Below are 24,900 nucleotides of genomic sequence, written 5' to 3'. Positions count from 1 at the left end.
TTAAGACGATCTCACCCCTCGACGGGGCGGTGGCTGTACTCTCCGCACAGCTGCAGGAAACGGGTGTTGGCTGCGTCCTCCCCGATGGAGACCCGCACGCCTTCGGCGCCGAACGCCCGCACCGACAGGGCCCGCTCCGCGGCTTTCGCCGCGAAGTCCTGGGTGTGTTCGCCGAGTGACAGCCACACGAAGTTCCCCTCGGCCTCGGGGATCGTCCAGCCCAGTGCGCGGAGGCCTGCGACCACCCTGGTCCGTTCGTCCACGATGGACTGGACCCGGGCCTCGACCTCGTCGATGTGCCGGAGCGACGTCACGGCGGCGCGCTCGGCGACCTGGGACACGGCGAACGGTACCGCGCTCACCCGCAGGTGTTCGGTGAGCCCCTGCTGGGCGACCGAGTACCCGACCCGGAGGCCCGCGAGACCGTGGGCCTTCGAGAAGGTCCGGAGGACGATGACGTTCGGGTGCTCCCGGTAGAGCTCGATGCCGTCGACGGCGTCGGCGTGCCGGACGAACTCCTGGTACGCCTCGTCGATCACCACGACGACGTGCCGCGGCACCTTCGCGAGGAAGCCGACCACCTCGTCCCGCGTGAGGATCGGCCCCGTCGGGTTGTTGGGCGTGCAGAGCAGGACCACGCGCGTGCGGTCGGTGATGGCGCGCGCCATCGCCTCGAGATCGTGGGTGCCGTCCGCGCGGACCGGGACCTGCACGCCCGTGGCGCCGGCGAGGCCCACGCTGATGGGGTAGGCCTCGAAGGAACGCCACGCGTAGACCACCTCGTCGGGCGCGTCAAAGTCGTTCTGCCCGGCGAAGGTGGCGAGGATCTGGTTCAGGGCGCCGAGGCTGCCGGCCCCGGTCACGATGTCGGTGGGCGGCACCCCCAGGTACGCCGCCAGTTCGGTGCGCAGGGCCGTCGTCAGGGGGTCCGGGTAGCGGTTGATCGAGGTCTCGGCCGCGATCGCCTCGAGCACCGCGGGAAGGGGCGGCAGCGGATTCTCGTTCGAGGAGAGCTTGAAGCTCTCCAGTCCCTCCACGACGACGGGGGGCTTGCCCGCCGCGTAGCGCGGGAGCCTCCCGAGCACGTTCCGCGGCTGGACGCCTGTCCCGCTGCGGGTGTCCGCGGGCGCGTGGTCGGAGGGCGTTGCCGGAAGGTCATCGATCGACGTCATGGGTTCAGCCTAGACCCGCCGTCCCGGGGCCCGCGCGGCGGGGCTGCGGCCCGTGGCGGGTCGGGACGCCGGGTGGCGGTGAAGGAGTAGCGGCGGGCCGTCCCGGTGGCCGCCGCCGTCGCGAGCAGGGCGGCCGCCGGGGCGAGGGACGGGGCGTCGCTCGCGTCCACGAGCCGCGCCCCGGCCGCGTAGTTCGCGAGCGTGTGGGCAGGCCCGAGGCCCGGCCGCCCCGCCAGCGGGCCGTCCCGCCGTCCGGGGCCCGGCACGGGGTTGTCGAGGCCGACGGTGGTCCGGTGGCGGCCGTCCTCGTTGGGCAGCGTGTCGAGCCGCGGCACGGCGTCGTCGCGGTGTTCGAGATGGAGGTACTCGCTCGCCCCGGACGCGTGGATCCCCGTGGGAGCGCCGACGGTCAGGACCAGCTGGACGTCGTACCGTCCCCCCAGCCCGTCCGGGCCGGCGAGGTTGACGGCGTGGAGACCGCCCTGGCTGTAACCGGCGATCAGGAGTGCATCCCCGTCCCGCGCCCCGGCCTGCTCGAGGGCGTCGAGGACGGCCGCTCCGGTGAATCGGCTGTCCTCCCCCACCGCCTCGGCGATCCCGCCCGCGTCGAACGGATTGCTGCCGTCGCCGCGCACCCTCCCCGCCTGCGTGCCCGGGAGGACGACGACGTAGACCGGGTCGGCGGCGGTCCCTGCCCGGAGCACCTCGAAGGTCCCCGGGTCCTCGGCCTCGACGGCGGCCAGGCGGTCGACGACTCCCGTGACCGTGCCGTCGAAGGCGACGTCCGCGCCGGTGTCCCCGCCGTGGAGCTCGATCGGGCCCACCTCCACCGCCCCGCTGTCGATGGCTCCGCGGGCGAGGGCCCGTGCGGTCGCCGCATTCCTCGACCGGGCCGCCTCGGTCACGGCGACGGCGACGCCGTCCGCCAGCCGGTAGGCCAGCAGGCTCGCACTCAGCCTGTCCCCGGTGGCGGACAGGGTGCGGCCGTTGTCGAGCGCCGAGGTCCACGCCGCATCGAGGTGGGCGAGGGCCGCCTGGTAGGACGGTCCTGCGACGCCTCCGGGCGGCTGGAGGTGGAGGATCCGCCAGGGCAGGTCGGCCAGGTCCCGGTCGAGGTAGGTGAGCGCGGCGGCCACGTCTTCGGTATCGGTCGCGAGGAGCGCGAGTACCCGCGCGGCCTCCTCCAGCTCCTCCCACTGGAACCGGATGCCGCCCACACCGCCGCGGAGGACCAGGGGACCGTCGTCGCCCTGCACGGGTCCGAGGCCGTCCGTCATTCCGCCCCCTGAGCCTGCAGGAGTTCGGCCTCCCGGAGGAGCCCTCCGTAGACACCCAGTTCTCCGGCCGCCGATTCGAGCAGGTCGACGGTCCTGGACAGCTCGGTGCAGCGTTCGGCGAGATACACCGTGAAGGCCGTGCCGGCGGGCGACTCCCAGGCGAGCAGGGACACCGACAGCGCGTGGTGCCGGATGCCCTCGAGCTGCCCCGCATGCCACCGGAGGGCGGCCGCCATCGCCTCGACCCGGCCGCTGGCGGCGGCTCCGGGCTCACAGGCTGCAGCGCCCGCTCCGCTGTCCATCGCGTCCCCCTTCCTGGCATACCCCGATGCTAGGAGGGCGCGTGGCCGGCCGCGGAGGGACCGGAGGCGATGTGGACAGCGGCACGGGCCCCCCACCCGTGCCGTGGAATGATGGGAGCATGGCTGACTCCTCACTGTCCCGGGTTGAATTCGCTGCGCTGCCCCGAGGCGAGGGGACCTCGCTGACCCTCGGCCCGCTCGACGGCCGGTACCGGGAGGCGGTCGCCCCGCTCATCGATTTCCTCTCCGAGGCGGCACTCAACCGGGACCGCGTGCACGTCGAGGTCGAATGGCTCATCCACCTCACCGGCCGCTCCGTCCTCCCCGGCGCCGAGCCGCTCGGCGCGGAGCAGGAGGCCGGCCTCCGCGCCGTCGTCACCTCCTTCGACGCAGGCTCCGTGGCCGAGCTCGGCGACATCGAGGCCGTGACGGTGCATGACGTCAAAGCCGTGGAGTACTACCTCGGACGGCGCCTGGAGGGTCTCGGCATCGGCCGCCTGAAGCCCCTCGTCCACTTCGGCTGCACCTCGGAGGACATCAACAACCTCTCCTACGCCCTGGGGATCAAGGGGGCCGTCCTCGAGACGTGGCTCCCTGCCGCCCGCGACCTCGTCGCGTCGATCGCGGATCTCGCGCGGTCCACGAGGGACACCCCGATGCTGTCCCGTACCCACGGGCAGCCGGCCACGCCCACCACGCTGGGCAAGGAGATGGCCGTCGTCGCGCACCGCCTGACCCGGCAGCTCGAGCGCATCGCCGCCACGGAGTTCCTCGGGAAGATCAACGGGGCCACCGGCACGTACGCCGCCCATTACGCCTCGGCACCGCAGGCCGACTGGCAGGACGTCTCCCGGTCCTTCGTCGAGGGTCTCGGGCTGACCTGGAACCCCCTGACCACGCAGATCGAGTCGCATGACTGGCAGGCGGAGCTGTACTCGGACATGGCCCGCTTCAACCGGATCCTGCACAACTTCTGCACGGACGTCTGGAGCTACATCTCCATCGGGTACTTCGCCCAGATCCCGGTGGCGGGGGCCACGGGTTCCTCGACGATGCCCCATAAGGTCAACCCGATCCGTTTCGAGAACGCGGAAGCCAACCTCGAGATCTCCTCGGCGCTGCTCGACGTCCTGGCGTCGACCCTCGTGACCTCGCGCTGGCAGCGCGACCTGACGGACTCGTCGAGCCAGCGCAACATCGGCGTCGCCCTCGGCCACTCGCTGCTCGCCATCTCGAACGTGGCGAAGGGCCTGGCCCGGCTCGACGTGGCCGACGACGTCCTCGCGGCGGACCTCGACGGGAATTGGGAGGTCCTCGGCGAAGCGGTGCAGATGGTCATGAGGGCCGAGGCGATCGCGGGCGTGCCCGGCCTCGACGACCCGTACGAGCGGCTCAAGGAGCTGACCCGCGGGCACCGTGTGGACGCGGACCGGATGCGGGAGTTCGTCGGCAGCCTCGGACTGAGCGACGACGCCGAGCGGCGCCTGCTCGCCCTGTCCCCCGCGCTCTACACCGGTATCGCCGGCCGGCTCGTGGACCACCTGGGCTGAAGCCCGCCCTGGAACGACGGCCGTCCTGACTGCACCGTGAGGACCGGGTCGCCGGCGTCCTGGTGATGCCGTGGAGCACCCGGACGCCGGCAGAACGCGCCTCTCCTCGGCGCGGCCGTCCCTCTTGACGGCGTCTCCGCGGGAACACGACGCTGGAGGCATGGAGTGGGTGACCGGGGTCCTGACGGCCGAGGACTACGAGGTGGGCCGGCAGATCGTGCAGCGCGGCGTGGCGGCCGTGTACCTGATCGCCTTCCTGTCGGCGGCAGCCCAGTTCCCGGCCCTCCTCGGCGAGAAGGGCCTGATGCCCGTGCCGGCGTTCCTCGAGCGGGCCGGCCACCGCGCCGGCCCCTCCCTCTTCCACCGGCGCTACTCCGACCGCCTGCTCCTGGCGGTGGCCTGGACGGGCGCGGCGGTGTCCGGGTTGCTGGTCCTCGGGCTTCCGCAGGCCGGACCGCCCTGGCTGCCGCTCGCGGCGTTCCTCGGCGTCTGGTGGCTTTACACGTCGATCGTGAACGTGGGCCAGACCTTCTACGGGTTCGGCTGGGAGAGCCTCCTGCTCGAGGCCGGCTTCATCGTGGCGTTCCTCGGATCCGACGAGGTGGCACCGCCCTTCCTGGTGCTGCTGATGATCCGCTGGCTCGTGTTCCGCCTCGAGTTCGGTGCGGGCATGATCAAGATGCGCGGCGACCGCTCGTGGCGTGACCTGACGGCCCTGTACTACCACCACGAGACCCAGCCGATGCCGAACCCGGCCAGCCGGTTCTTCCACCTCCTGCCCAGGCCGCTGCACCGGGTCGAGGTGGCGGGCAACCACGTCACGCAGCTCGCCGTGCCGTTCCTCCTCTTCGCACCCCAGCCGGTCGCCGGCTTCGCCGCGCTGGTGATGATCGTGACCCAGGGCTGGCTGGTGCTGTCCGGCAATTTCGCGTGGCTCAACACGCTGACGATCATCCTGGCGTTCGGGGCCGTCCCCGACTCCTTCTACGAGGCGGTGTTCCCGGCGCTCGACCTGTCCGGCTCCTACGCACCGACGCCCCTGTGGTTCACGCTCGTCGTCGTCCTCGCGATGCTGCTCCTCGCCTACCTCAGCAGGCCGGCGCTCGTGAACCTGTTCGCCCGCCGGCAGCTGATGAACGCGAGCTTCAACCGCTGGCACCTCGGCAACGCCTACGGTGCGTTCGGCAGCGTCACGCAGGTCCGCTACGAGGTGATCGTGGAGGGGACGCTCGACGACGTCGGCCCCGGCGCGCAGTGGCGCGAGTACGAGTTCAAGGGCAAGCCCGGGGACCCCTCCCGGATGCCGCGCCAGTTCGCGCCCTACCACCTGCGCCTCGACTGGATGATGTGGTTCCTCGCACTCGGATCCGACGGGGGCTGGTTCACGCCGTTCCTGGCCAAGCTCCTCCAGGCGGACCCGCTGATCCTGAAACTGCTGCGGAAGGACCCGTTCGACGGCGCCCGGCCCCGCTACGTGCGGGCGCGCATCTTCGTCTACCGGTTCGCGACGCGGGAGGAGAAACGGCGGACGGGTCTGGTGTGGATCCGCGAACCGGAGGGCGTCCTCGTCAGCCCGGCGTCACTGCGGGCCGGAGCCCGCTGACGGCCCGTCGCCCCCGCCGAGCAGCACGAGGCGCTTCTCCTTCGCGTCCCAGCGCCGGACGATCCCGGCGTCGAGCCGCTCGGGCGGACGGTCCCGCAGGATTCCGAGGGCCACGGCCAGTTGGTCCGCGGAGAGACCGTGGCCGAGGGTGATGTGCGGCGTCCACGCCCCGGGGACGGTGGTCGGCACGGCGTCCGGGACACCGTCGAGGGCCGCCCAGATCCGCCGGTGCAGCTCGGTCAGGGCGGCGTCGGCCACGACCTGCCGCGCGAGCACGAACTTCCGCCGGGTCGGGAAGACGAGGAACCCCGCCGTGACCAGCGCCGGCGCGTCCCCCTCGGCGGCGGAGGCGAGGTCGGCGTCGTAGCGGTCGTCGATCCGCGCCGCGGCCGCCAGCGTGATGTGCGGGGCGTTACTGAAGGACTGGTGCTGCGACTGGTTGGGCAGGCCTGCGGCCTCCAGCGCGGCCCAGTCCTCGAGCAGGAATCCCTCCGACGCCGGGGCCAGCAGGAGTTCGACGCTATCGGCCATGCCGTACGCGCCCTCCTGCCGGCCTCCGCGACGGGTCCGGTGCCCGGACCGTGATCAGCGCGGCTGCCGTCGGAAGTCGCCGACGCCCGCCGAGCCGTCCACCTCGGTGGCACCGGTCCGGGGATTGCGCTGCGGGCGCTGGTAGGACAGCTCGCCGCCGTTGCGGCCGCCGAACGGCCTGCCGTGGTCCGCGTACTCCTCCCGGAAGAAGGCCAGGGCCCAGGCGCCGAGCTGGATCCGCGCACCGGTCCTGAGGATCGAGGGCTCCCGGCCGTTCACGCTGCCCGTGATCGCTCCGTGCGGGACCAGCACGTACTCGTCGTCGTCGGTGTGGAGGATCTCCGCGTGGAGGTCCTCCAGGCCGGCGAGCATCAGCATCGCATCGTCGGCGCTGCCGATCGTGGTGCGGTCGGCCACGAGTTCGAACTCCCGCGGCACCTGACCGTCCCAGACCTGCGAGTTCTGCACGAAGATGAGCCGGGGACGGCCCCCTCCCCGCACGTAGTGCGTCGTCGTGATGGTCCGCCTGATCCGGCGGTTGACCGTCGGCACCAGGGGGAGCGGGGTGGACGGCGGGAGGAGCGACGGCGCGGAGCCCTTCTCGAGCGCGCGCCGCCCGATGCCGAGCAGCGGCGCGAGCGTCCCCGGCGCCCCGAGCCGGATGTGCGGCGAGCGGGTGATCAGACGCTGCGCCATCGAGGTCTCCACCGCGCCGAGGCTGACCAGCGGCCCCTTGGGACCGGTGACGGAGACCGCGAGTCCGCGGCGGGCAAGGAGCCCGGCGAACGCCCGTACCTGCCCGATGCTGGGCAGGTTGTTCCCGCGGAAGGCTGCCGGATCGTCGACGAAGATCTCGACCGTGGTGCCGGCCGCCTTCACGGTGCCGGACAGTCTCGCCTCCGGCTTGCCGTCGGTGGCAGGCTCCCCGAGCGAGAAACCGATGTCGATGTCGAACCTGAGTGACGAGGCCATGGCGGTCGGGGCGGTTCAGCCCTGGGAGGTGCCGGCGGTGTTGTCGCTCGTGGTGATGCGGAGCGTCCCGTCGAACTTCCAGGTGGCACGCGGGGCGTCGGGGCCGATGTCCCGCGGGACCTCGATGGTCATGTCCTGGAGCGTGTAGTTGATGGCGGCGCCCCGGCCGGTGAGGTAGGACCACATCTCCTCGGCGAGGTCGGTCCAGTCGCGGATGGTGTGGGTCTCGCCGGCGCTCGCGCTCGAGGTGTTCTCAGTCATGTCGATTCCTTCATCGGTTCTTCAACAATGACAGACGTCCTCTGACTCCGTCTGACGTGGGTACTGCACACCCTAGCCGAGGCGCCTTGCGACCGGTACCCGCCGGCGATACGTGCGTACCGCCGGCGGGTCCCGCCGCTCCGCGGGTCACCACTTCGGGTGGACGGTGGCCCTGAAGTGGTGGTCGTAGATCCCCGCGGCGGCGGTGCCGATCCGGGCCCCGAGGTCCGCATGCCCGGCAGCGGCGGCATTCGCGCGGGCCTGTTCCGGGTTGCGCGCTCCGGGGATGACCGTGCTGACGCCGTCCTGCGCGATGATCCAGGCGAGGGCCGCCTGCGCGGTGGTGACGCCGTCCGGGACCAGGTCGGCGAACTCCCGGGCGGCCTGCAGCCCGGTCTCGTAGTCGACGCCGGAGAAGGTCTCGCCGACGTCGAACGCCGCACCGCCCCGGTTGTAGTTGCGGTGGTCGTTCTCGGCGAACGCGGTGTCCTTCGTGTACTTGCCGGAGAGCAGGCCGGAGGCGAGGGGGACGCGTGCGATGACGCCGACGCCCGCGGCCTTCGCCGCGGGCAGGACCTCGTCGAGCGGCTTGAGGCGGAAGGCGTTCAGGATGATCTGCACGCTGGCCGTGTTGCCGCGGGCGATGGCGGCGAGCGCCTCGTCGGTGCGCTCCACGCTGACGCCGTAGTTCCGGATGACGCCTTCGTCGACGAGCGTGTCCAGGGCGTCGTAGACCTCGTCGGAGCTGTAGACGGAGGTCGGCGGGCAGTGCAGCTGCACGAGATTGAGGGCGTCCACGCCGAGGTTGGTCCGCGACCGGTCGATCCACCGGCGGAAGTTGGCCAGCGTGTAGTTCTCGGGGGTCTGATCGACCCGGCGGCCCATCTTCGTGCCCACGAGGATGTCGAGGTCCGGGTTGTCCGCGAGGAACCGCCCGATCGTCGTCTCGCTCCTGCCGTCGCCGTAGACGTCCGCCGTGTCGAAGAAGGTCACACCCGCCTCGACGGCGGCGTCGAGGACGGCGACGGCATCCTCGTCCTCCACCTCGCCCCAGTCCGCGCCGAGCTGCCAGGTGCCGAGGCCGACGACGGAAACGGGGCGGCCGGTTCTTCCAAGGGTTCGTTGTTCCATGGTTCCGACTATAGGCCGGGCAGCGTGGACTGGGCCGCCGGCGCCTCCTGCTCCGTCCGGGCGTCCGCAGGGCGCTCCTCCAGCGGCGCTCGCGCCTCTGTCGGCGTGCGGGCGTGCGCGGCGCGGTCCCCGTCCGCCGACGTCGGCCCCTTGCCGGGAACCCACCGAGCCGCCTCGTGCTGCAGGTCCCTCTGCCGCTCGGTATCCATGCGGTCGAGGAGCACCACGACCATGTTGGACCGCGGGTTGCGGGCGAACAGGTCCCGGTAGTCCCGAATGAACTCCCAGTACAGCGCGTCCCAGCTGAACCGCCAGGGGCCGTCCTTGAAGTCGCTCATCTTCTTGATGTAGTTGCTGCCGCTGACATAGGGCTTGGTCGTGATCATGGTGCCGGCCGCGTACTGACTCATGGCGTAGACGTTGGGGACCATCACCCAGTCGTATGCGTCGATGAACATCTCCATGAACCACTCGTAGACGGAGTCGGGTCTGGCCCGCATGAGCAGGGCCGCGTTCCCGAGGATCATGAGGCGCTCGATGTGGTGGGCGTACGCGGTGTCCAGGACGCGCGTGATGACGGAGTCGACGGGTTCCAGCCCGGTGTCCCCGGTCCACCAGCGGGGGTCCAGGTCGGCCGTCAGCTCCAGCGTGTTGCCGGTCCGCATCTCCCGGCCGCGGAGCACGTAGGAAGCACGGATGTACTCCCGCCAGCCGATGACCTGGCGGATGAAACCTTCCACGCTGGCCATCGGCGTCCCGTGGCGTTCGGCGAAGTCGAGTGCGAGGTCCACCACCTCGGCGGGGCTGAGGAGCCCGGTGTTCATGCTCGAACTCAGCGCCGAGTGGAACAGGTACGTCTGTCCCACGGCGATCGAGTCCTCGTACGGGCCGAAGAGCTCGAAGCGCTCGGTGAGGAACGCCTCCAGCGCGTCGGAGGCCTGGCGGTGCGTCACGGGCCAGTTGAAGGAGTCCGCGTTGCCGGGGTTGTCGGGGAAGGCGACCCCGACCCAGGCGATGGCGTCCTCCACCTCAGGAGGCCGCTCGAACCCGGGGAGGTCCGGCAGGGCGACCGTCTTCGGCAGCTTCTTGCGGTTCTCGGTGTCGAAGCTCCACTTGCCGCCCGTCGGGGAGCCGTCCGCCTCCACCAGGATGCCGAGCCGCTTGCGCTGCCACTCGTAGAAGGTCTGCATGCGCCAGTTGTGCGAGGAGAAGTAGGTGCCGATCTCCTCCCGCGGCGTGAGGAACTGCGGCGTCTCGAGGATGTGCGCCTCCACCGCGGCGTCGGCGAGGGTGCGGGTGAGCCGGCGCTCGAGCCAGTCGTCGACGACGTCGTAGTAGGTCACGAGGGTGGCGCCGCGATCGGCGAGCACGGCCGACAGGCGTTCCTGGCTGGTGTGCTCGGCCGATGTCCCCACGTAGTCCACGCCGAAACCGGCGTCCTCCACGCGGCGCGCGAAGATGGTCATCGCCGCGCGGTGCAGCACGAGTTTCTGCTGATGGAAGCGCAGGCTGCGGAACAGCAGGTCGTCCTCGAGGAACACGAAGTGCGTCTCCCGGGAGGCCTCGAGGTGCTCCTCGAACAGTTGGTGCGGCAGGACGAGTCGAACGTGCACCGGGGGCGCCTTCCATGCGGGAACAATCGTCGTCGCCACCTTAGCGCCCGCCTCGGACACGGCCCCGGGCCCGGTGTCGGACGCTTGACTGTAAGCAGGCTTAGTGGTTCCGTGGGATCCATCGTTCGGCTCCTGGGAGGACCACCGTGAGATCACTCTGGCTCGACACCGCCCCGACCATCCCCACCGACCCCCTGCGGGCCGGCGCGCGGTACGACTCCGTGGTGGTGGGAGCCGGGCTCACGGGCCTGACGACGGCGCTCCTCCTCGCCCGGGCGGGCCACCGCGTGGCGATCCTCGAGGCCCGGACAACGGGGGCCGTGACCACGGGCAACACCACCGCGAAGCTCTCCCTCCTCCAGGGCACCACCGTCTCCACCGTCCTCGAGCACCACGACGCCGACCTGGCGCGGGCGTACGTGACCGGTAACCGGGAGGGCCAGAGCTGGCTGCTGCGCTTCTGCGACGAGCACGGGATCGGCTACGAGCGGCGCGACGCCGTGGACTACGCGACCACCGACACCGGCGCGCGGAAGCTCGACGCCGAGCACGAGGCCTGCACGCTCGCCGGCCTCGCCACCGAGCTCGGCAACGCCGCGGAGCTCCCCTTCCCCGTCCGGAGGACCCTGCGCCTGAAGGACCAGGCGCAAGTCCATCCGCTCGAGGTCCTCGCCGGGCTGGCGTCCGAGTTCCGGCGGCACGGCGGCTCGCTGATCGAGGGCGTCCGCGTCGAGGGTGTCGCTAGAACGGGGGCCGACGGCGTCGAGCTGAGGACCAGCGCGGGCGCGGTGACGGCGTCGAACGTCGTGCTCGCCACGGGCATCCCGATCCTGGACCGCGGCGGGTACTTCGCCGTGCTGCAGCCCATGCGTTCGTACTGCGTGGCACTGACCGTGGACGACGACGTGCCGGAGGACATGTACCTCAGCGCCGACTCCCCCACCCGGTCCCTGCGCACCGCGACGGTCGACGGCAGGAAGTACCTGGTCGTCGGCGGCAACGGCCACAAGGTGGGCCACACCTCCAACACGCAGGCCCGGGTGGACGACCTGACGCGCTGGGCGCAGGAGTACTTCCCCACCGCCAGGCCTGCCTACGCCTGGTCCGCCCAGGACTACGCCCCTGCCGCCGCCGTGCCGTACGTCGGCAAGGTCCCCGCCGGCGGCGGGCACATCTACGCGGCGACGGGCTACAACAAGTGGGGCATGACCAACGCCGTCGCCGCCTCCCTGGCCCTCGCGGCCGAGATCCTCGGCGGCAACATGCCGTGGGCGGACACGCTCTACCGCACGAAGGTCAGCCCGGCCGATGCCCTGCAGACCGCCCAGAAGAATGCCGTCGTCGGCCTGGATCTGGTGACCGGATGGCTCTCGGGCCTCGCGAAGACGGCATCGACCGCACCCGCCGAGGGCGAGGGGCGCGTGATCCGCGAGGGCGCGCGGCCCATCGGGGTCTGCACGGTCGACGGCGTACAGCACCGCGTCTCGGCGGTGTGTCCGCACCTGAAGGGCATCCTCAGCTGGAACGACGCCGAGCGCTCGTGGGACTGCCCGCTGCACGGCTCGCGCTTCACAGCGGACGGGAAACTGCTGGAGGGCCCGTCGACGTCGGACCTGGCCGACACCCGGAGGTAGGCCGGACCGACCCGGGGATGCCCGACGCGCGCAGGACCGATCAGGTGGCCGGGGCTCCCTCGATGGCCAGGATGGTGACGTCGATCCGGCCGACGGTGAGGCCGTGCGCCCGGATCAGGTCGGCGGCGAGGTCCTGCGCCTGCCGCGCCAGGCCGAGTGCGGATCCGTTGATGTCGGTGGCGACGTCGACCTGCAGGTCGAGGACCGCGTCGGTGAGCGTGAGGAGCAGTCCGTCGCGGGTGACGGCGGGCGGCGACGCGGCGGGCCTGAGCTCCCTGTGCAGGTGGTCGAGGGCCGTCGGCGTCCAGCGGTCGATGATGCTCCGCACGGTCGGTTCCAGACGCACGACTCCGGGATGCCCGGCGAGGGCGTCGGCGAGCGCGTCGAGGTCGGTGACCTGCGCCTGCAGGGGCTGCTCAGACGTCATAGAGGTCCTCCACGATGATGTCGATCTGCTGCATGGTGATAGCCGTCTGGGCGCGCACGATGGTGTCGACCCGTTCACGGAGCAGATCCATGGTCGCGGGAATCCTCACCTGTGAGGAGATGGCCACGGTGAGGGTGATACGCACGTCTGCGGCGTCCACCGCCGCGGTCGTAAGTGGCCCCCGCGCAGTTCCGGCTGGGACGCCGCCACGGCGGCACCGCTCCCGGATGCTCACCCCGCATGGGGATGATCCGTCAGCCAGGCGAGCCCTTCGCTGCGGTGGTCGAAGTGCCGGGTCGGGTACGGCGGGTGGTGCACCTCCGTGAAGAACGCCGCGAGGGTCCTGTCCACGGCGGACGGGCCGATGATCGCCATGGCCGCGATGTTCAGGGTCCGCGCGAAGAGGATGAGTGCGCCCCGGCTGAGGCACACCATGCCGTTGAGCTCCACGAGCATCGGCGGGCAGACGTCCGGGGCCAGGGCATTGGCTCGCCCGACCAGCGCGGCAGCAGCATCATCGCTGACACTGGTGCGCTCCTGCCAGCCGATCCACAGGACCCCGTCCCGCATCGCGGCGGAGAAGGGCTCCCCTGCAGCACCTGGCGCATCGCTCACTGCCCCGCCCCCGTGATCTTTCCGGCAGCCTCCTGGCCGCCGCTGGTATGCACACTACCGACAGTCCTTGCCTCCGGTGCCCACCGGGGACAGGTGGGGATCAGGGAGGTGACCGGACAACCATGTCAGCCGGGGAACCTCGACCGTGAGGTACCGGGCGGGTCCAGGGAACCCGACCGCCGAAAGTCGTCCGCGAACCCGTGACCGGTGCTGCTTCACCCGGAAGGACCGACCAGGGGCCCTGCGGGAAGATCGAGGTCGATGGGGAGTGATGGGGCGAGCCGGCGCAGGGATGTGAAGGTCGGCACGAGGGCGTTGTACAGCTCGGCGTAGACCGGCAGGAGGGAGGCATAGACGGCGGCGGCGGCGGGCCGCGGGCGGACGACCTCCTCGATGTCGACCATGTCGGCGACGATGTCGATGGACTCGATGAGGCCGAGGGCCTCCATGCCGAGCAGGGCGGCGCCGAAGCCCGAGCCTTCCTGCCCGTGGGCGAATTCGATGGGCATTCCGAAGGTGTCCGCGAGGAGTTGGCGCCAGAGTGGGCTGCGCATGACTCCGCCCGTGGCCCGCACATGATCGACCTCGAGTCCGGCGGCGCGCATGGAGTGGAGTACCAGTGCCAGTTGCAGGCAGACTCCCTCGATGGCGGCTCGTACGAGGTGTTCGCGGCGGTGGGCCCTGGTGAGGCCGACGTATGCGCCGCGGGGTATCGAGCTCCAGTGGGGTGCCCGCTCGCTCAGCAGGTACGGGAGCATCAACAGCCCCCCGGATCCAGGGGCGACCCGTGCGGCCAGGGCGAGCAGCTCTTCCTCCGCTGGTTCGGCCAGGTCCGGTGCGATCGCGTCGCCGGCCCACCCGAGCACCACTCCCCCGTTGTTGATCGCTCCGCCGACGACCCACCGGGTGGACGTGAGCGCGTAGCAGAAGACCCCGCCGAGCGGATCGACGGCGGGCCTGTCGACGGAGACACGCAGGGCCCCGCTGGTTCCGACCGAGCATGCTGCGACGCCCGGGCGTACCGCGCCTACCCCGAGGTTCGCCAGGGGTCCGTCCGCGGCTCCGACGACGACGGGTGTCGCACGGGGCAGGCCCAGGGCAGCGGCCGTGTCATCGGTGAGCGATGGCAGTACCGTCGTGGTCGGTACGATCTCCGGCAGCTGTTCGGGCTGGATGCCGGCGAGCGTGAGCGCTTCTTCATCCCAGGCCAGGGTGCCCATGTCGAGCAGGCCGGTTGCCGAGGCGATGGAGTGGTCGATCACCAGCGCGCCGCAGAGCCGTAGGAGCACGAACTCCTTGATGCCGACCCAGAACCCGACGCTCTCGCACAGCTTCGGCTCCTGTTCCCGGAACCAGACGAGTTTGGGCAGCGGGGACATGGGGTGCACCGGGGTGCCGGTACGACGGTGGAGGGCGAGCCCGCCGGTAGAGGCACGCAGTCGCTCCGCCTGGACACGTGAGCGGGTGTCGGCCCAGGTGACGACGTCGGTCAGCGGATCTCCGGTCGGGGACAGTCCGATGAGGCTGTGCATCGCCGAGCTGAACGAGAGACCCGCGACGCGGTGCGCACCGACCTGGTTCACGACGTCGCGCACGGACTCGATCACTGCTGCAAGGATGAGCAGCGGGTCCTGGACGGCGTGCCCGGGGTGTGGTTCATCCAGGGGGTAACCCACCGAATGCGACGCTTCGAGGGTGCCGTCGGTGCGGAAGGCGACCGCTTTCGTGTTGGTCGTGCCGAGGTCGACGCCGATGACGACCCGCTCGGACGCAGCCGGATCCTGCTGCGTCCTGGCTCCTTCGGCTGTACCAGCGGTCATCGCTCGTCACCCCAGAGGGAGATGACGACTTTCCCGGAGGTTCCGGAGTCCTTCGCGATCGCGAAGGCTTCGTGTGCCCGGCCGGCCGGCAGGACATGCGTGATCACGTCCTCGATGGCGGGGTTGTCAGTGAGCAGTTCGATGGCGCGGTCGATCTCGTCGTCGAATCTGAAGGCTCCCCGGAGCTGGAGCTCCTTGGAAACGAGGGGGGCGAGGTTGATGCCTCGAAGTTCATTCGGGACCATTCCGACCTGCACCACGATTGCTGCGCGCCGGGCGGCGATCAGGGCTGCGTTGACGGCGGCGGGAACGCCGGAGCACTCCAGCACGACGTCGAAGGCCATGGCCGGGACGTCCTCCGCACCGATCCGGACGGTGCCGTGGACGCCGAGGCGTCGGGCACGTTCCAGTGGTCCGGGAAGTACGTCCGTGGCGACGACTTCAGCTGCACCTTCAGCGAGGCAGGCGGCCATGGCGAGGAGGCCGATCGGTCCTGATCCGGACACGAGCACGCGCTTGCCGTGGACTCCCCCGCTGACAGTGATCGCGTGCAGTCCTACCGCGAGGGGTTCAGCCAGGGCTGCCCGCCGCAACGACAGACCGTCGGGGAGGGTCCGCACCATGCCCTTGTCCACGAGGAGGAATTCGCTCATCCCGCCCTGAGTATGCGGTCGGGTCGACGCGCTGCCGAGGTAGGCACCTCCGGGCCACAGGTGGCGGCGGTCCTCGATGCCGGGTTCGGGATCGCCGAAGGTGGCAGGATGCACGGTGACGGGAGTACCTGCAGCGAGGTCACCCGACGGGTCCAGGTCCACGGTCCCCGATACCTCGTGGCCGGGCACGAGAGGTTCGCGCACCACGTACTCTCCGTTGGCGCCCTCGTTGTAGTAGTGGAGGTCGGATCCGCAGATGCCTCCGAAGGCCATCCGGAGCCGGACCTGCCCGAAGCCGGGCTCGGGTGTGGGTAGTTCGGTCTCGGCGAGATCGAGCTTCCCGTTGATGACGAGCGCTCTCATGTGGTGCCTTCCCTTTCGATTCCACCCGAGGCGGCCCCGGCTGTTCACACGGTTGTCAGACGACGGAGGTCATCCCGCCGTCGACGAAGATGTTCTGACCGGAGACGAACGTCGATGCGTCGGAGGCCAGATAGACGAGTGTGCCGACGATCTCTTCGAACTTCCCCCATCGTTGGGCCGGTGTGCGGTTGATGACCCATGTGTTGAAGGCCTCGTCCTCGACCAGCGCGCGGTTCATGTCGGTCGCGAAGTATCCGGGGGAGATCGCGTTGACCTGGATGTTGAATCGCGCGAGGTCCGCGGCCATGCCCTTGGTGAGCATGACCACGGCGCCCTTCGTGGCCGAGTAGGGGGCGATGGTCTGCCGGGCGAGCATCGACTGGACCGAGCCGATGTTGATGACCTTCCCCGAGCCGCGTTCTGCCATCGCCCGGGTGACCTGCTGGGAGACGTAGAAGACGCTGGAGAGGTTCGTCGTGACGATATCGTCCCAGTCGGCGGGGTCGAAGTCGTTGAACGGTGCGCGCCGCTGTATGCCCGCGTTGTTGACGAGGATATCCGGCACCCCGTGATCCGCGACCAGCGCGGCGATGCCCTCTGTCGCGGCGGACGCATCCGTCACGTCGAAGGTCGTCGCCGCCGGCAGCCGGCCGGTCGCCTCGCCGATGCTGCGGGCGGCTTCCGCCACGGCCCCGGCATCCCGGCCGTGCACCACCACGCGGGCTCCGGCGTGCGCCAGACCCGTTGCAAGGGCATAGCCCAGGCCGCGGGAGGAACCGGTGACCAGGGCAAGCCGGCCTGTGATGTCGAAGGCGCCCGACGTCATCAGCCGAGCCAAAACACGAGGAGGGTCAGTCCGAACCCGGCCACGGATTCAAGCGACTGCTGAACGGTCCAGGTCTTGAGCGTGGTCTTCACATCCATGCCCATGAGACGACCGACGAGCCAGAAGCCGGAGTCGTTGACGTGGCTGGCGAACACGGATCCGGCCGCACTGGCGAGCGTGATGGCGACGATCTCGAGAGGGCTGAACCCGCCGGAGAGCACAGCGGGCGCCATGAGTCCCGCGGTCGTGACGAGCGCCACCGTCGCCGAACCCTGCGCGACACGAAGGATGACGGCGATGACGTAGGCCGCGAGGATGATCGGCAGGCCGATCGAGGCGAGGGAGTCCGAGAGCGCATCGCCGATACCGGAGGCACGGAGGACCCCACCGAACATCCCACCTGCGCCGGTGATGAGGATGACGGAGCAGACCGGACCCAGCGCGGAGTCGAGCACCTTTTCCAGGGCAGTGCCGTTCTCGCCCCGCCGGTGACCCAGAACCGCGGTCGCGACGAGTACCGAGATGAGCAGGGCCACCGGCGATGATCCGATGGCGGTCAGGACCTGCACCCAGATCTGCTCCTCGGCGTTGACGACCCCTGCGGCATTGAGGAAGTCCAGACCGGTGTTCATGAAGATGAGGACGAGTGGCAGCAGCAGCATGGCGACCACGGTGGAGAACGCGGGCGGGTTCGTCGGCTGGTCGTCGTCGAGCGTGCCGAACAGTGCCGGGACCGGAAGGATGTACTTCGTCGCGACGAACTTGCCCCACAGGTAACCCGTGACGTACCAGACGGGGAAGGCGATCAGCAGACCGACGAGGAGCACCAGCCCGAGGTTCGCGCCGTAGAGCTCGGTGGCTGCGACCGGGCCGGGATGCGGCGGCACGAAGACGTGCATCACCGAGAAGGCCGTGGCCGCGGGGATGCCGTACAGCAGTACGTTCGTCCCACCCATGCGCCTGGCGACGGCGAAGATGATGGGGAGCATGACGATCAGGCCCGCGTCGAAGAAGATGGGGAAGCCCATGATCAGGGAGGCGAGCCCGAGGGCGAACGGCGCACGCCGTTCACCGAAGACGTCGACCAGCTTGTCCGCGAGGACCCGGGCTCCACCGCTGTGCTCGATCATCTTGCCCAGCATCGCTCCGAGCCCGATGAGCAGGGCGACCGATCCGAGGGTGGTGCCGAAGCTCGTCACCAGGGTGGAGACGATCTCGCTCGTCGGGATCCCGGTTGCGAACGCAGTCAGGAGTGACACGAGGACCAGGGTGAGGAACGCGTGCACCTTGAACCGGATCACCAGGATGAGGATCAGAGCGATTGCACCTGCCGCGATACCCAGCAAGGGTCCTGCGCCTAGTGTTTGGGTCCAAGTTTCCACAGAACTCTCCATCGATGTTCAGGCCCGGTAGGGGCGATTTCCCGCTTGGAGCGATAGTGTGTCATAAAGATCACATCTATGCCAAGAAAGATGACACCTTTGAGTCGCAGCGTGCCAGACCCATCGCCTGCCCCGGTGCTGCACAACTCCGTCCTCGAGCGCCTCGGCGTCGAGATCGCACAGGGCGTCCGACCACCGGGCAGCACGATCACGCTCGCTCGACTGGAGGACGAGATCGGCGTTTCGAGAACGGTCATCCGTGAGGTCGTACGCATCCTCGGGTCGATGGGCATGGTGGAATCCCGGCGACGCGTCGGCGTGACCGTGCTCCCGGTCTCGGCGTGGAGTGTCCTGGACCCTCAGCTGATCCGTTGGCGACTCAAGGGGAATGAACGGCTCGCGCAACTGCACCGACTCACCGAGATGAGACTTGCGCTCGAACCGACTGCCGCCCGCCTCGCTGCACACAGAGCAACCACCGAGGTAGGGATCGAGCTGCTCGGACTCGCCAGCCGCCTGCGCATTCTCGGTGAGGCAGGTCAAGGGCACGAGCAGCCCTACCTCGAGGCCGACATCGCATTTCACGCACTTCTCCTCGCCGCGAGCGGCAATGACATGATCGCCTCCCTCCACGGGATCGTGACGGAGGTGCTGGCCAGCCGCACGGACCTGGGCCTCTCGCCTGCACACCCGGTGGCGGTAGCGTTCGACAACCACGAAGGGGTGGCCCGTGCCATCCTGAACCGCGACGAGGACCTGGCGGAGCAGTACGCCCGGGCCGTCGTGGTGGAGGTGTGGCAGGAACTGGGAGATCCCTGAACCGGCGAGGCCGAGCGGCATGCGGGACCAGGGCGACCGGGGCCTGTCGGCGGATGGATCATCAGCCTGAAGCACCTGGCCCCGAGGGGCGTCAGGGGATGGACTCCGTCCAGTGCCAGGACGTCACGACCGTGACGGACTCGACGCTTCCACGTTGCCCGTGGGGGGAGGGGAACGCCGGGCGGGCGTCCGCCGGGAGATGGACGTCCGCGTCCTCGTGGAGGGGCAGGACGGTCAGGAGGATCCCCTCCCCCGGGGATACGGGTGCGGCGTCGAGGTCGACGATCCAGCACGATCCGTCCCAGAAGCGATCGGCGAAGAGGCCTGCACCGCCGGCGAGGTGCGCGCAGTCGCCGGTCCACCGGATCTCGAGCTCTCGACGCGTGGTAGGCGCCTGCTGACGTGACGGGAGGCTGATCTCGTAGGTGGCGCCCAGTGACTGGATGGTCTCGCCGCTCGGTGCACTCGCTCGACCGCCCGACGTGCCGTAGGTCGGAGGCACCGTGCCGGCAGGCCTCCCGGGCGTCACTGTCGGCCGACGCCGGCCCACTTCACCAGGGGCTGCCCCGGTCCGCACCGCGGTGAAGGACCGCGTCGACGGGGTGTAGCGGAGGACCCCGGGCCGGAGGGTCTCCGAGCGTCCGTGGAGCGTCCCGTCGGTCTCGAGCCAGAGCGGCTCGTCGGACAGCAACAGCTGACGCCCGCTGCCCGAGCCGAGAACCCAGGCCCTGGATGCCTCCGCCGCGGGCAGGACGACGACGTCGAGGTGGGCCGTCGCGGTCGAGCACCGGTACGTCCTCAACTCCGTGACGGACCCCGGATCGGGACTCCCGGCGGCGTCGTCCGGCTGGTCCGACGTCACCGTGATCCCGTCCGCCCATTGCCAGGCCACGGGGACGCCGGGCTCCGCGGTGAGGACGAGGACGCTGCCGTCCTCGCCGCGCAGGACCGTCAGGGGCGAAGCGGTCGCCCACTCCAGCCCGATCCCGTCGACGACGAGGCCGACGGGCCAGTGGGCGATCGTTCCGGCCGGGATCTCGAGGGGCACGGGAGGGAACTCCACGGCGGCACCGTCCATCATCACCGAGAATCGCGCGCCCGCGTAGGGCGGGAGCGGCTCGTGGGGCTGGTGCCAGGTGATGAAGACGAAGGCGGTGCGTCCGTTGCTGCGCACGGCCCAGCGAAGGGTCGTCGTGTCGTCGACCCCCGAGGGCCGGACATCGGGGAGCCGTGACGGCAGCGGAGCCAGGAGTGCGCCGAAGGCGTCCAGGAAAGCGTGCTGGCGTCGAAGGTGGGCGTGGCTCGGCGCGAGACGGCCGGACGCCCCGACCGGTGCGTGGAAATCGTAGTCGTACCGGGGTAGATCGTTCGGATACCCGGTGTCCTGCGATTCCTGCAGGCTCGTCGTGTAGGCGTGGTCGCGAGGTGAGGGATTCGTCCCTCCGGAGTACATGTAGTACCCCTGCCAGGCGGAACCGCTGCCGATCTTGTTGTGGGCGACGGCGGCGATGTCGAGCCCGTCCGGGCGGGGCCGCCGATGGTACGCGGTGGCCATCCCTCCGCCGAGTTCGCACGTCGCCGGCGGGTACGGACTGGCCGCGGGGCCTGCCCTCCCCGGTGCTGTTCGCAGGTCTGCGCCGATGCCGGGGTCGTCCCAGTCGTGCGAGTAGAAGTAGTGTGCCCGGAAAGTAGGGTCCCACGGCTGGTCCGCATCGACCCAGAACCCGTCGCCGTAGCCGCCGAAGAGCGGGACGACGTCGTCGAGCGGAAGGTCCGCCCCACCCCACGCCGTGGCCGTCCACAAGGGCGCGGTGATACCGCTGTGGATCGCCATCTCCTTCAGCGTGCTGATATGACCTGGCTGGTCGTACAGTTCGTTCTCCAGCTGGATCGCGAGTACGGGCCCGCCCGGACGGCAGAAGACGTTGATCTGTCGTCCGATCTCACGCAGCCAGGGCGCGACGAGCGCCAGGTAGGCGGGGTCGTCGGTCCGGTGGTGCACGGCTGACTCGAGCACCCAGTCCGGGAAGCCGCCGTTGCGGACCTCGCCATGGCACCAGGGACCTATCCTGACGACGACGGCCAGGTCCAGCTCCTCGCACAACAGGATGAAGGCGGCGAGGTCGAGTCGATCCGCGAAGGACACGGCTCCTTGCCGGGGTTCGTGGTGCAGCCAGAACACATAGGTGGCTACGACCGTGATCCCTCCGGCCTTCATGAGGTTGAGGCGCTCCCGCCACTGGTCGCGGGGCACCCGGCTGTAGTGCATCTCCCCGGAGACGGGGATGACGGGGAGCCCATCCTTCTCCATGAATCGTCCGGTGAGGCGGTAGCGGGACGATTCGTCCCCGCTGACCGGCGGTCTCGCCGTCTCCGTCGTCGGCCCTGATCGTCCATCGATCTCCAGGGCGGTTCCCGGCCTACTCGTCATCACTGGCTGCGGACCTCCCGCCGGCCGTCCTGCCGGCTTTCCTGCCTGGAGCACTAGCTCGGCAGCGCTCAGGCGGCTCCGCGAGGAACCGATGCCGCACGGTGTGGCACGAGGATCATCTAAGCAAAGCACGCCATCGAATCAAACATCCGCCGACATATGTGCAGGATCGTCCATATTCCCAACGCATATACCTATGTCGGACGAACCCCTCCGCGCCTAGATTTGCCGCAGCGGACTCCTCGGGTCCCTTCCCGTCCTGCAGTGCAAAGGAGCATGTAATGTTCGGCAACCACTTCTCGAGCCGCCGGTCGGTACTGGCCGCATCGGTGATCATCGTCCTCTCCGGTGGGCTCACTGCCTGCAGCAGCTCCGGCGGCGAATCCGCACCCGCGGCGCAGGACGGGCCCGTCGACATCACCTTCCAGTCCTGGGTCCCCAACATCGATCAGGCCGTCGACGCCTACAACGCTTCCCAGGACGACGTGAACGTCACCCTGGAGACGATCACCGCCGGACCCGACGGCGGGTACGCCAAGATGCTGTCCGCCGTCCAGGCAGGCAACCCGGCCGACGTCGCCCAGCTCGGATACGACGCGATCCCGGACTTCCTCGTCAACGATGCGCTGGAGGACATCACCGAGTACGTCGGCGATCAGGAGGGCGAGTTCGTGCCCTGGCAATGGGAGACCGGGGTCTTCAACGACAGCGTCTATGCAGTGCCCCAGGCGAGTGGACCGCTCGGTCAGTTCTACCGCAAGGACATCTTCGACTCCCTCGGCATCACCTATCCCACCACCTGGGACGAGTACTACGAGGCCGCCAAGACGATCCGGGCCTCCGATCCCGACCGGTACATCACGGCATTCGCCTTCAACCAGGCCCCCTGGCTCATCGGCCTCTCCCAGCAGGGCGGCGGGAATTGGTTCGCCGCCGAGAACGATGCCTGGACCGTCACCATCAACGACGACGAAACCCTCGAGGTCGCCGACTTCTGGCAGAAGATGATCGACGAGGACCTCGTGAAGATCGAAGCGGACTTCTCGAGCGAATGGAACGCGGACATCCAGAACGGCAACGTCGTCTCGTGGATCTCGGGATCATGGGCGGACGCCATCCTCCGAGGCACGGCACCGGACACGGCAGGGCAGTGGGCTGTCGGGGCCATGCCCCAGTGGGAGGCCGGGGGGAACGTCTCGGCGACCTGGGCCGGTGGTTCCGCCAGTGCCGTCCTCAAGGGCTCGGACCACCCGAAGGAAGCGGCCGAGTTCGCTGCCTGGCTGAACTCCGACCCGGAGAGCGTCAGCATCCTCACCAGTGTCGGAGCAGGATGGCCGGCCATTGCCGACACCAGTTCCATAGCGTCCCTCCAGGACGATCCGGAGGTCTTCGCCTTCTACGGCGGTCAGGACATCTGGGACGTCTTCGCCGAGTCCGACAAGAACGTCGACACCACCTGGAAGTGGCCTCCCCTGTCCTCGACCCTGTTCGCCTCGCTCAGCGACAACGTCAAGACAGCCGTCGAAAGCGGGACGCCGCTCAAGGACGCGTACAACAGCACGCAGGACGACATGAGCACCGCTCTCGAGGACAAGGGAATCGCGGTCAATTGAGCCAGACCCGAGCGGCGGGGCGCATCGAGCGCCCCGCCGCGGCCTCGACACCCTCCCATGGCACCCCCCTCACCCCCGCGACGGCACGGGCCAAGCCCCTCCGGCACTCCAGGGGAGCGGTGCTGGTGATGGTCGCGCCGTTCGCGGTCATGTTCGCCGCGTTCTTCATCGCCCCCATCGTCTACGCGATCAATGACAGCCTCTTCTCCACGAAAGCATCAGGACTGGGCTTCGGGGCGCCCGAGAAGACGTTCGTCCTCTTCGACAACTACGCTGCCGCCCTCGGCAATGCGTCCTTCCGTGAGAGCCTCGGGCGGCTCCTGGCCTTCGCGGCCATCGAGGTACCGCTCATGGTCGTCACCGCGGTCGCCCTCGCACTGCTGATCGACTCCGCCAGTGCACGGCTCCCCCGGCTCTTCCGGGTCGTCTTCTTCATTCCGTACGGTGTGCCCGGAGTCATCGCCGCCCTGCTCTGGGGCTTTCTCTACATCCCTGCGACAAGCCCGATCCTGCAGATCCTGTCCTCCCTGGGCATCGACCTGAATCCGCTCGACACCGACAGCATCCTCTTCGCGATCGCCAACATCGCCCTGTGGGGCTTCGCCGGCTACAACATGCTCATCCTCATCGCGGCACTCAATGCGGTCCCCTCGGAACTCTATGAGGCCGCGAAGATCGACGGCGCCTCCGAATGGGCGATCACCTGGCGTATCAAACTGCCGCTGGTGCGTCCCTCCGTCATCCTGATCACCGTGTTCACGATCATCGGCACCCTTCAGCTCTTCGTGGAGCCACTCGTCCTCAGGCCACTGACGACGGCGATCAGCTCCGACTACACCCCGAACCTCGCTGCATACAACCAGTCGTTCTCCCAGGGGAACCCCAATCTGGCCGCCGCCATGGCCGTTCTCGTCGCGCTCCTCGGCTTCGCCTTCTCCTTCGGGTTCCTCCGGCTCGTGAACCGCAGAGGAGACCGCGCATGGTGAGGACCAGCAGGCCGATACGCCAGCCTCTGACCAGCACCCTGGTGGTGAACGGCGTGCTCGCCATCGCCGCCCTCTACTTCCTCCTGCCCATCCTCTGGGTCCTCGTGGCGGCGACCAAGAGCCCGGGAGAACTGTTCAGCAGCTTCGGCCTCTGGTTCACCGACTCGCCCCAGGCCTGGCAGAACATCACCAACGTCTTCACCCAGGACGGCGGTATCTTCACGTCCTGGGTCCTCAACAGCATCCTGTACTCCGCCGCCGGCGCCCTGGCAGCGACGGTCCTCTCCGCCGCGTGCGGCTACGCGATCGCGAAGTTCCCCTTCAAGGGCCGTGAACTGCTGTTCTCGATCATCCTCGGCGGAGTGCTCGTTCCCGCCACGGTGATCGCGCTGCCGCTCTACTTCCTCCTCAACGCCGTCGACCTCACCGGTACGTACTGGTCGGTCCTTCTTCCCAGCATGGTCAGCCCGTTCGGCGTCTACCTCGCCCGCATCCACGCCAACGCCGCGGTACCGGACGAGATCCTCGAGGCCGCCCGCATCGACGGCGCCGGTGACCTGCGCATCTTCGGGGCCATCGCGGCCCGGATGATGACCCCGGCGCTGGTCACGATCTTCCTCTTCCAGTTCGTGACGATCTGGAACAACTACCTGCTGCCGCTGGTCATGCTCAGCGAGACGAGGACGTTCCCCCTCACCCTCGGACTGACCCTGTGGAACTCGCAGACCCAGCGCGACCCAGCGTTCTACCAACTGGTCGTGACCGGATCGGCGCTATCGGCGATCCTGCTGGTGGCGCTCATGATCGGACTGCAGCGCTTCTGGAAGGCCGACCTGACCGCGGGTGCCACCAAGGGGTGAGCGCATCCCCAGCGCGGCCCCCTTCACCAGCCTCCGTCCGTCCGAGCAGCAGCCCTGCG

Annotated in this window: 23 protein-coding genes; 7 read left to right on the top strand and 16 right to left on the bottom strand. The window is 69.5% G+C overall.

Annotated features, from left to right (window positions below; genetic code table 11):
• Positions 1–11 precede the first annotated feature (11 nt).
• The 3 genes from CXQ97_RS13945 to CXQ97_RS13935 are packed head-to-tail and all read right to left on the bottom strand — an operon-like array spanning position 12 to position 2,751.
• Complete coding sequence (locus CXQ97_RS13945) at positions 12–1,172, bottom strand: histidinol-phosphate transaminase (RefSeq protein ID WP_104181474.1); 1,161 nt, start codon at positions 1,170–1,172, stop codon at positions 12–14.
• Complete coding sequence (locus tag CXQ97_RS13940; RefSeq protein WP_104181473.1) at positions 1,169–2,449, bottom strand: hypothetical protein; 1,281 nt, start codon at positions 2,447–2,449, stop codon at positions 1,169–1,171. The genes CXQ97_RS13945 and CXQ97_RS13940 overlap by 4 nt, the downstream gene beginning before the upstream one ends.
• Positions 2,446–2,751: a hypothetical protein gene (locus CXQ97_RS13935; protein WP_104181472.1), complete on the bottom strand. Its 306-nt coding sequence runs from the start codon at positions 2,749–2,751 to the stop codon at positions 2,446–2,448. The genes CXQ97_RS13940 and CXQ97_RS13935 overlap by 4 nt, the downstream gene beginning before the upstream one ends.
• Positions 2,752–2,870: 119 nt before the next feature.
• On the opposite strand from CXQ97_RS13935, the gene purB reads away from it, so the two are divergent.
• Complete coding sequence (gene purB / locus CXQ97_RS13930; RefSeq protein WP_104181471.1) at positions 2,871–4,301, top strand: adenylosuccinate lyase; 1,431 nt, start codon at positions 2,871–2,873, stop codon at positions 4,299–4,301.
• A gap of 160 nt (positions 4,302–4,461) precedes the next feature.
• A complete protein-coding gene (locus CXQ97_RS13925) occupies positions 4,462–5,904 on the top strand; it encodes a lipase maturation factor family protein (RefSeq protein WP_104181470.1) in 1,443 nt (480 codons plus the stop codon).
• Here the strand turns inward: CXQ97_RS13925 and CXQ97_RS13920 are convergent.
• The 5 genes from CXQ97_RS13920 to CXQ97_RS13900 all read right to left on the bottom strand — a co-directional run bounded on the left by CXQ97_RS13920 (position 5,881) and on the right by CXQ97_RS13900 (position 10,412).
• Complete coding sequence (locus CXQ97_RS13920; RefSeq protein ID WP_104181469.1) at positions 5,881–6,435, bottom strand: 2'-5' RNA ligase family protein; 555 nt, start codon at positions 6,433–6,435, stop codon at positions 5,881–5,883. The genes CXQ97_RS13925 and CXQ97_RS13920 overlap by 24 nt on opposite strands.
• A gap of 54 nt (positions 6,436–6,489) precedes the next feature.
• The gene (locus CXQ97_RS13915; RefSeq protein WP_104181468.1) at positions 6,490–7,407 is read right to left on the bottom strand and encodes an FHA domain-containing protein; all 918 of its coding nucleotides are present in this window, start codon (positions 7,405–7,407) and stop codon (positions 6,490–6,492) included.
• A gap of 15 nt (positions 7,408–7,422) precedes the next feature.
• Complete coding sequence (locus CXQ97_RS13910) at positions 7,423–7,668, bottom strand: hypothetical protein (RefSeq protein ID WP_104181467.1); 246 nt, start codon at positions 7,666–7,668, stop codon at positions 7,423–7,425.
• Between the two features lie 147 nt (positions 7,669–7,815).
• Positions 7,816–8,799: an aldo/keto reductase gene (locus tag CXQ97_RS13905; protein WP_104181466.1), complete on the bottom strand. Its 984-nt coding sequence runs from the start codon at positions 8,797–8,799 to the stop codon at positions 7,816–7,818.
• A gap of 8 nt (positions 8,800–8,807) precedes the next feature.
• On the bottom strand, positions 8,808–10,412 hold the full coding sequence (locus CXQ97_RS13900; RefSeq protein WP_104181465.1) for a cryptochrome/photolyase family protein: 1,605 nt from the start codon (positions 10,410–10,412) through the stop codon (positions 8,808–8,810).
• Positions 10,413–10,558: 146 nt separating this feature from the next.
• On the opposite strand from CXQ97_RS13900, the gene CXQ97_RS13895 reads away from it, so the two are divergent.
• Complete coding sequence (locus CXQ97_RS13895) at positions 10,559–12,046, top strand: FAD-dependent oxidoreductase (RefSeq protein ID WP_104181464.1); 1,488 nt, start codon at positions 10,559–10,561, stop codon at positions 12,044–12,046.
• Positions 12,047–12,086: 40 nt separating this feature from the next.
• Here CXQ97_RS13895 and CXQ97_RS13890 read toward each other — a convergent pair whose 3' ends face one another.
• The 7 genes from CXQ97_RS13890 to CXQ97_RS13865 all read right to left on the bottom strand — a co-directional run bounded on the left by CXQ97_RS13890 (position 12,087) and on the right by CXQ97_RS13865 (position 18,132).
• Complete coding sequence (locus CXQ97_RS13890) at positions 12,087–12,473, bottom strand: hypothetical protein (protein WP_104181463.1); 387 nt, start codon at positions 12,471–12,473, stop codon at positions 12,087–12,089.
• Positions 12,463–12,633 carry a hypothetical protein gene (locus CXQ97_RS19895; protein WP_181035079.1) on the bottom strand — a complete coding sequence of 57 codons (171 nt, stop codon included), beginning with the start codon at positions 12,631–12,633 and terminating at the stop codon, positions 12,463–12,465. The genes CXQ97_RS13890 and CXQ97_RS19895 overlap by 11 nt, the downstream gene beginning before the upstream one ends.
• A 71-nt stretch (positions 12,634–12,704) precedes the next feature.
• Positions 12,705–13,088, bottom strand: a complete 384-nt coding sequence (locus CXQ97_RS13885; RefSeq protein WP_104181462.1) for an STAS/SEC14 domain-containing protein — start codon at positions 13,086–13,088, stop codon at positions 12,705–12,707.
• Between the two features lie 215 nt (positions 13,089–13,303).
• Entirely contained in the window at positions 13,304–14,908 is a 1,605-nt protein-coding gene (locus CXQ97_RS13880) for a gluconokinase (RefSeq protein WP_104181461.1), read from the bottom strand.
• Positions 14,905–15,924 carry an L-idonate 5-dehydrogenase gene (locus CXQ97_RS13875; RefSeq protein ID WP_104181460.1) on the bottom strand — a complete coding sequence of 340 codons (1,020 nt, stop codon included), beginning with the start codon at positions 15,922–15,924 and terminating at the stop codon, positions 14,905–14,907. Before CXQ97_RS13875 ends, CXQ97_RS13880 begins: the two co-directional genes overlap by 4 nt.
• A gap of 55 nt (positions 15,925–15,979) precedes the next feature.
• Entirely contained in the window at positions 15,980–16,750 is a 771-nt protein-coding gene (locus CXQ97_RS13870) for a glucose 1-dehydrogenase (protein WP_104181459.1), read from the bottom strand.
• Entirely contained in the window at positions 16,750–18,132 is a 1,383-nt protein-coding gene (locus CXQ97_RS13865; RefSeq protein ID WP_104181458.1) for a GntP family permease, read from the bottom strand. The genes CXQ97_RS13870 and CXQ97_RS13865 overlap by 1 nt, the downstream gene beginning before the upstream one ends.
• 111 nt (positions 18,133–18,243) lie before the next feature.
• Between CXQ97_RS13865 and CXQ97_RS13860 the strand changes: the two genes are divergently transcribed.
• Positions 18,244–18,951: a FadR/GntR family transcriptional regulator gene (locus CXQ97_RS13860; RefSeq protein ID WP_258062592.1), complete on the top strand. Its 708-nt coding sequence runs from the start codon at positions 18,244–18,246 to the stop codon at positions 18,949–18,951.
• Positions 18,952–19,042: 91 nt separating this feature from the next.
• Here the strand turns inward: CXQ97_RS13860 and CXQ97_RS20565 are convergent, their stop codons facing one another.
• Positions 19,043–21,262, bottom strand: coding sequence for a beta-galactosidase (locus tag CXQ97_RS20565; protein WP_219815427.1), 2,220 nt, complete (start codon positions 21,260–21,262; stop codon positions 19,043–19,045).
• Positions 21,263–21,663: 401 nt separating this feature from the next.
• Between CXQ97_RS20565 and CXQ97_RS13850 the strand changes: the two genes are divergently transcribed.
• From CXQ97_RS13850 to CXQ97_RS13840, 3 genes are read left to right on the top strand one after another with little or no spacing between them, the layout of a single operon-like run.
• Positions 21,664–22,995: an ABC transporter substrate-binding protein gene (locus tag CXQ97_RS13850; protein ID WP_104181455.1), complete on the top strand. Its 1,332-nt coding sequence runs from the start codon at positions 21,664–21,666 to the stop codon at positions 22,993–22,995.
• Entirely contained in the window at positions 22,992–23,981 is a 990-nt protein-coding gene (locus tag CXQ97_RS13845; protein ID WP_258062591.1) for a carbohydrate ABC transporter permease, read from the top strand. Before CXQ97_RS13850 ends, CXQ97_RS13845 begins: the two co-directional genes overlap by 4 nt.
• Positions 23,975–24,841: a carbohydrate ABC transporter permease gene (locus CXQ97_RS13840; RefSeq protein ID WP_104181454.1), complete on the top strand. Its 867-nt coding sequence runs from the start codon at positions 23,975–23,977 to the stop codon at positions 24,839–24,841. The genes CXQ97_RS13845 and CXQ97_RS13840 overlap by 7 nt, the downstream gene beginning before the upstream one ends.
• Positions 24,842–24,900 lie beyond the last annotated feature (59 nt).

The sequence above is a fragment of the Arthrobacter sp. B0490 genome (assembly GCF_002929355.1).
Lineage (GTDB): Bacteria > Actinomycetota > Actinomycetes > Actinomycetales > Micrococcaceae > Arthrobacter_D.
The sequence above is the reverse complement of the archived record's forward strand: the minus strand, read 5'-3'. Positions and strand labels throughout refer to the sequence as shown.

Excerpts from the sequence above, each read along its gene's own strand:
- CXQ97_RS13945 (WP_104181474.1), bottom strand. The coding sequence starts at position 1,172 with ATGACGTCGATCGATGACCTTCCGGCAACGCCCTCCGACCACGCGCCC.
- CXQ97_RS13940 (WP_104181473.1), bottom strand. The coding sequence starts at position 2,449 with ATGACGGACGGCCTCGGACCCGTGCAGGGCGACGACGGTCCCCTGGTC.
- CXQ97_RS13935 (WP_104181472.1), bottom strand. The coding sequence starts at position 2,751 with ATGGACAGCGGAGCGGGCGCTGCAGCCTGTGAGCCCGGAGCCGCCGCC.
- purB (WP_104181471.1), top strand. The coding sequence starts at position 2,871 with ATGGCTGACTCCTCACTGTCCCGGGTTGAATTCGCTGCGCTGCCCCGA.
- CXQ97_RS13925 (WP_104181470.1), top strand. The coding sequence starts at position 4,462 with ATGGAGTGGGTGACCGGGGTCCTGACGGCCGAGGACTACGAGGTGGGC.
- CXQ97_RS13920 (WP_104181469.1), bottom strand. The coding sequence starts at position 6,435 with ATGGCCGATAGCGTCGAACTCCTGCTGGCCCCGGCGTCGGAGGGATTC.
- CXQ97_RS13915 (WP_104181468.1), bottom strand. The coding sequence starts at position 7,407 with ATGGCCTCGTCACTCAGGTTCGACATCGACATCGGTTTCTCGCTCGGG.
- CXQ97_RS13910 (WP_104181467.1), bottom strand. The coding sequence starts at position 7,668 with ATGACTGAGAACACCTCGAGCGCGAGCGCCGGCGAGACCCACACCATC.
- CXQ97_RS13905 (WP_104181466.1), bottom strand. The coding sequence starts at position 8,799 with ATGGAACAACGAACCCTTGGAAGAACCGGCCGCCCCGTTTCCGTCGTC.
- CXQ97_RS13890 (WP_104181463.1), bottom strand. The coding sequence starts at position 12,473 with ATGACGTCTGAGCAGCCCCTGCAGGCGCAGGTCACCGACCTCGACGCG.
- CXQ97_RS13880 (WP_104181461.1), bottom strand. The coding sequence starts at position 14,908 with ATGACCGCTGGTACAGCCGAAGGAGCCAGGACGCAGCAGGATCCGGCT.
- CXQ97_RS13875 (WP_104181460.1), bottom strand. The coding sequence starts at position 15,924 with ATGAGAGCGCTCGTCATCAACGGGAAGCTCGATCTCGCCGAGACCGAA.
- CXQ97_RS13870 (WP_104181459.1), bottom strand. The coding sequence starts at position 16,750 with ATGACGTCGGGCGCCTTCGACATCACAGGCCGGCTTGCCCTGGTCACC.
- CXQ97_RS20565 (WP_219815427.1), bottom strand. The coding sequence starts at position 21,262 with ATGGAGAAGGATGGGCTCCCCGTCATCCCCGTCTCCGGGGAGATGCAC.
- CXQ97_RS13850 (WP_104181455.1), top strand. The coding sequence starts at position 21,664 with ATGTTCGGCAACCACTTCTCGAGCCGCCGGTCGGTACTGGCCGCATCG.
- CXQ97_RS13840 (WP_104181454.1), top strand. The coding sequence starts at position 23,975 with ATGGTGAGGACCAGCAGGCCGATACGCCAGCCTCTGACCAGCACCCTG.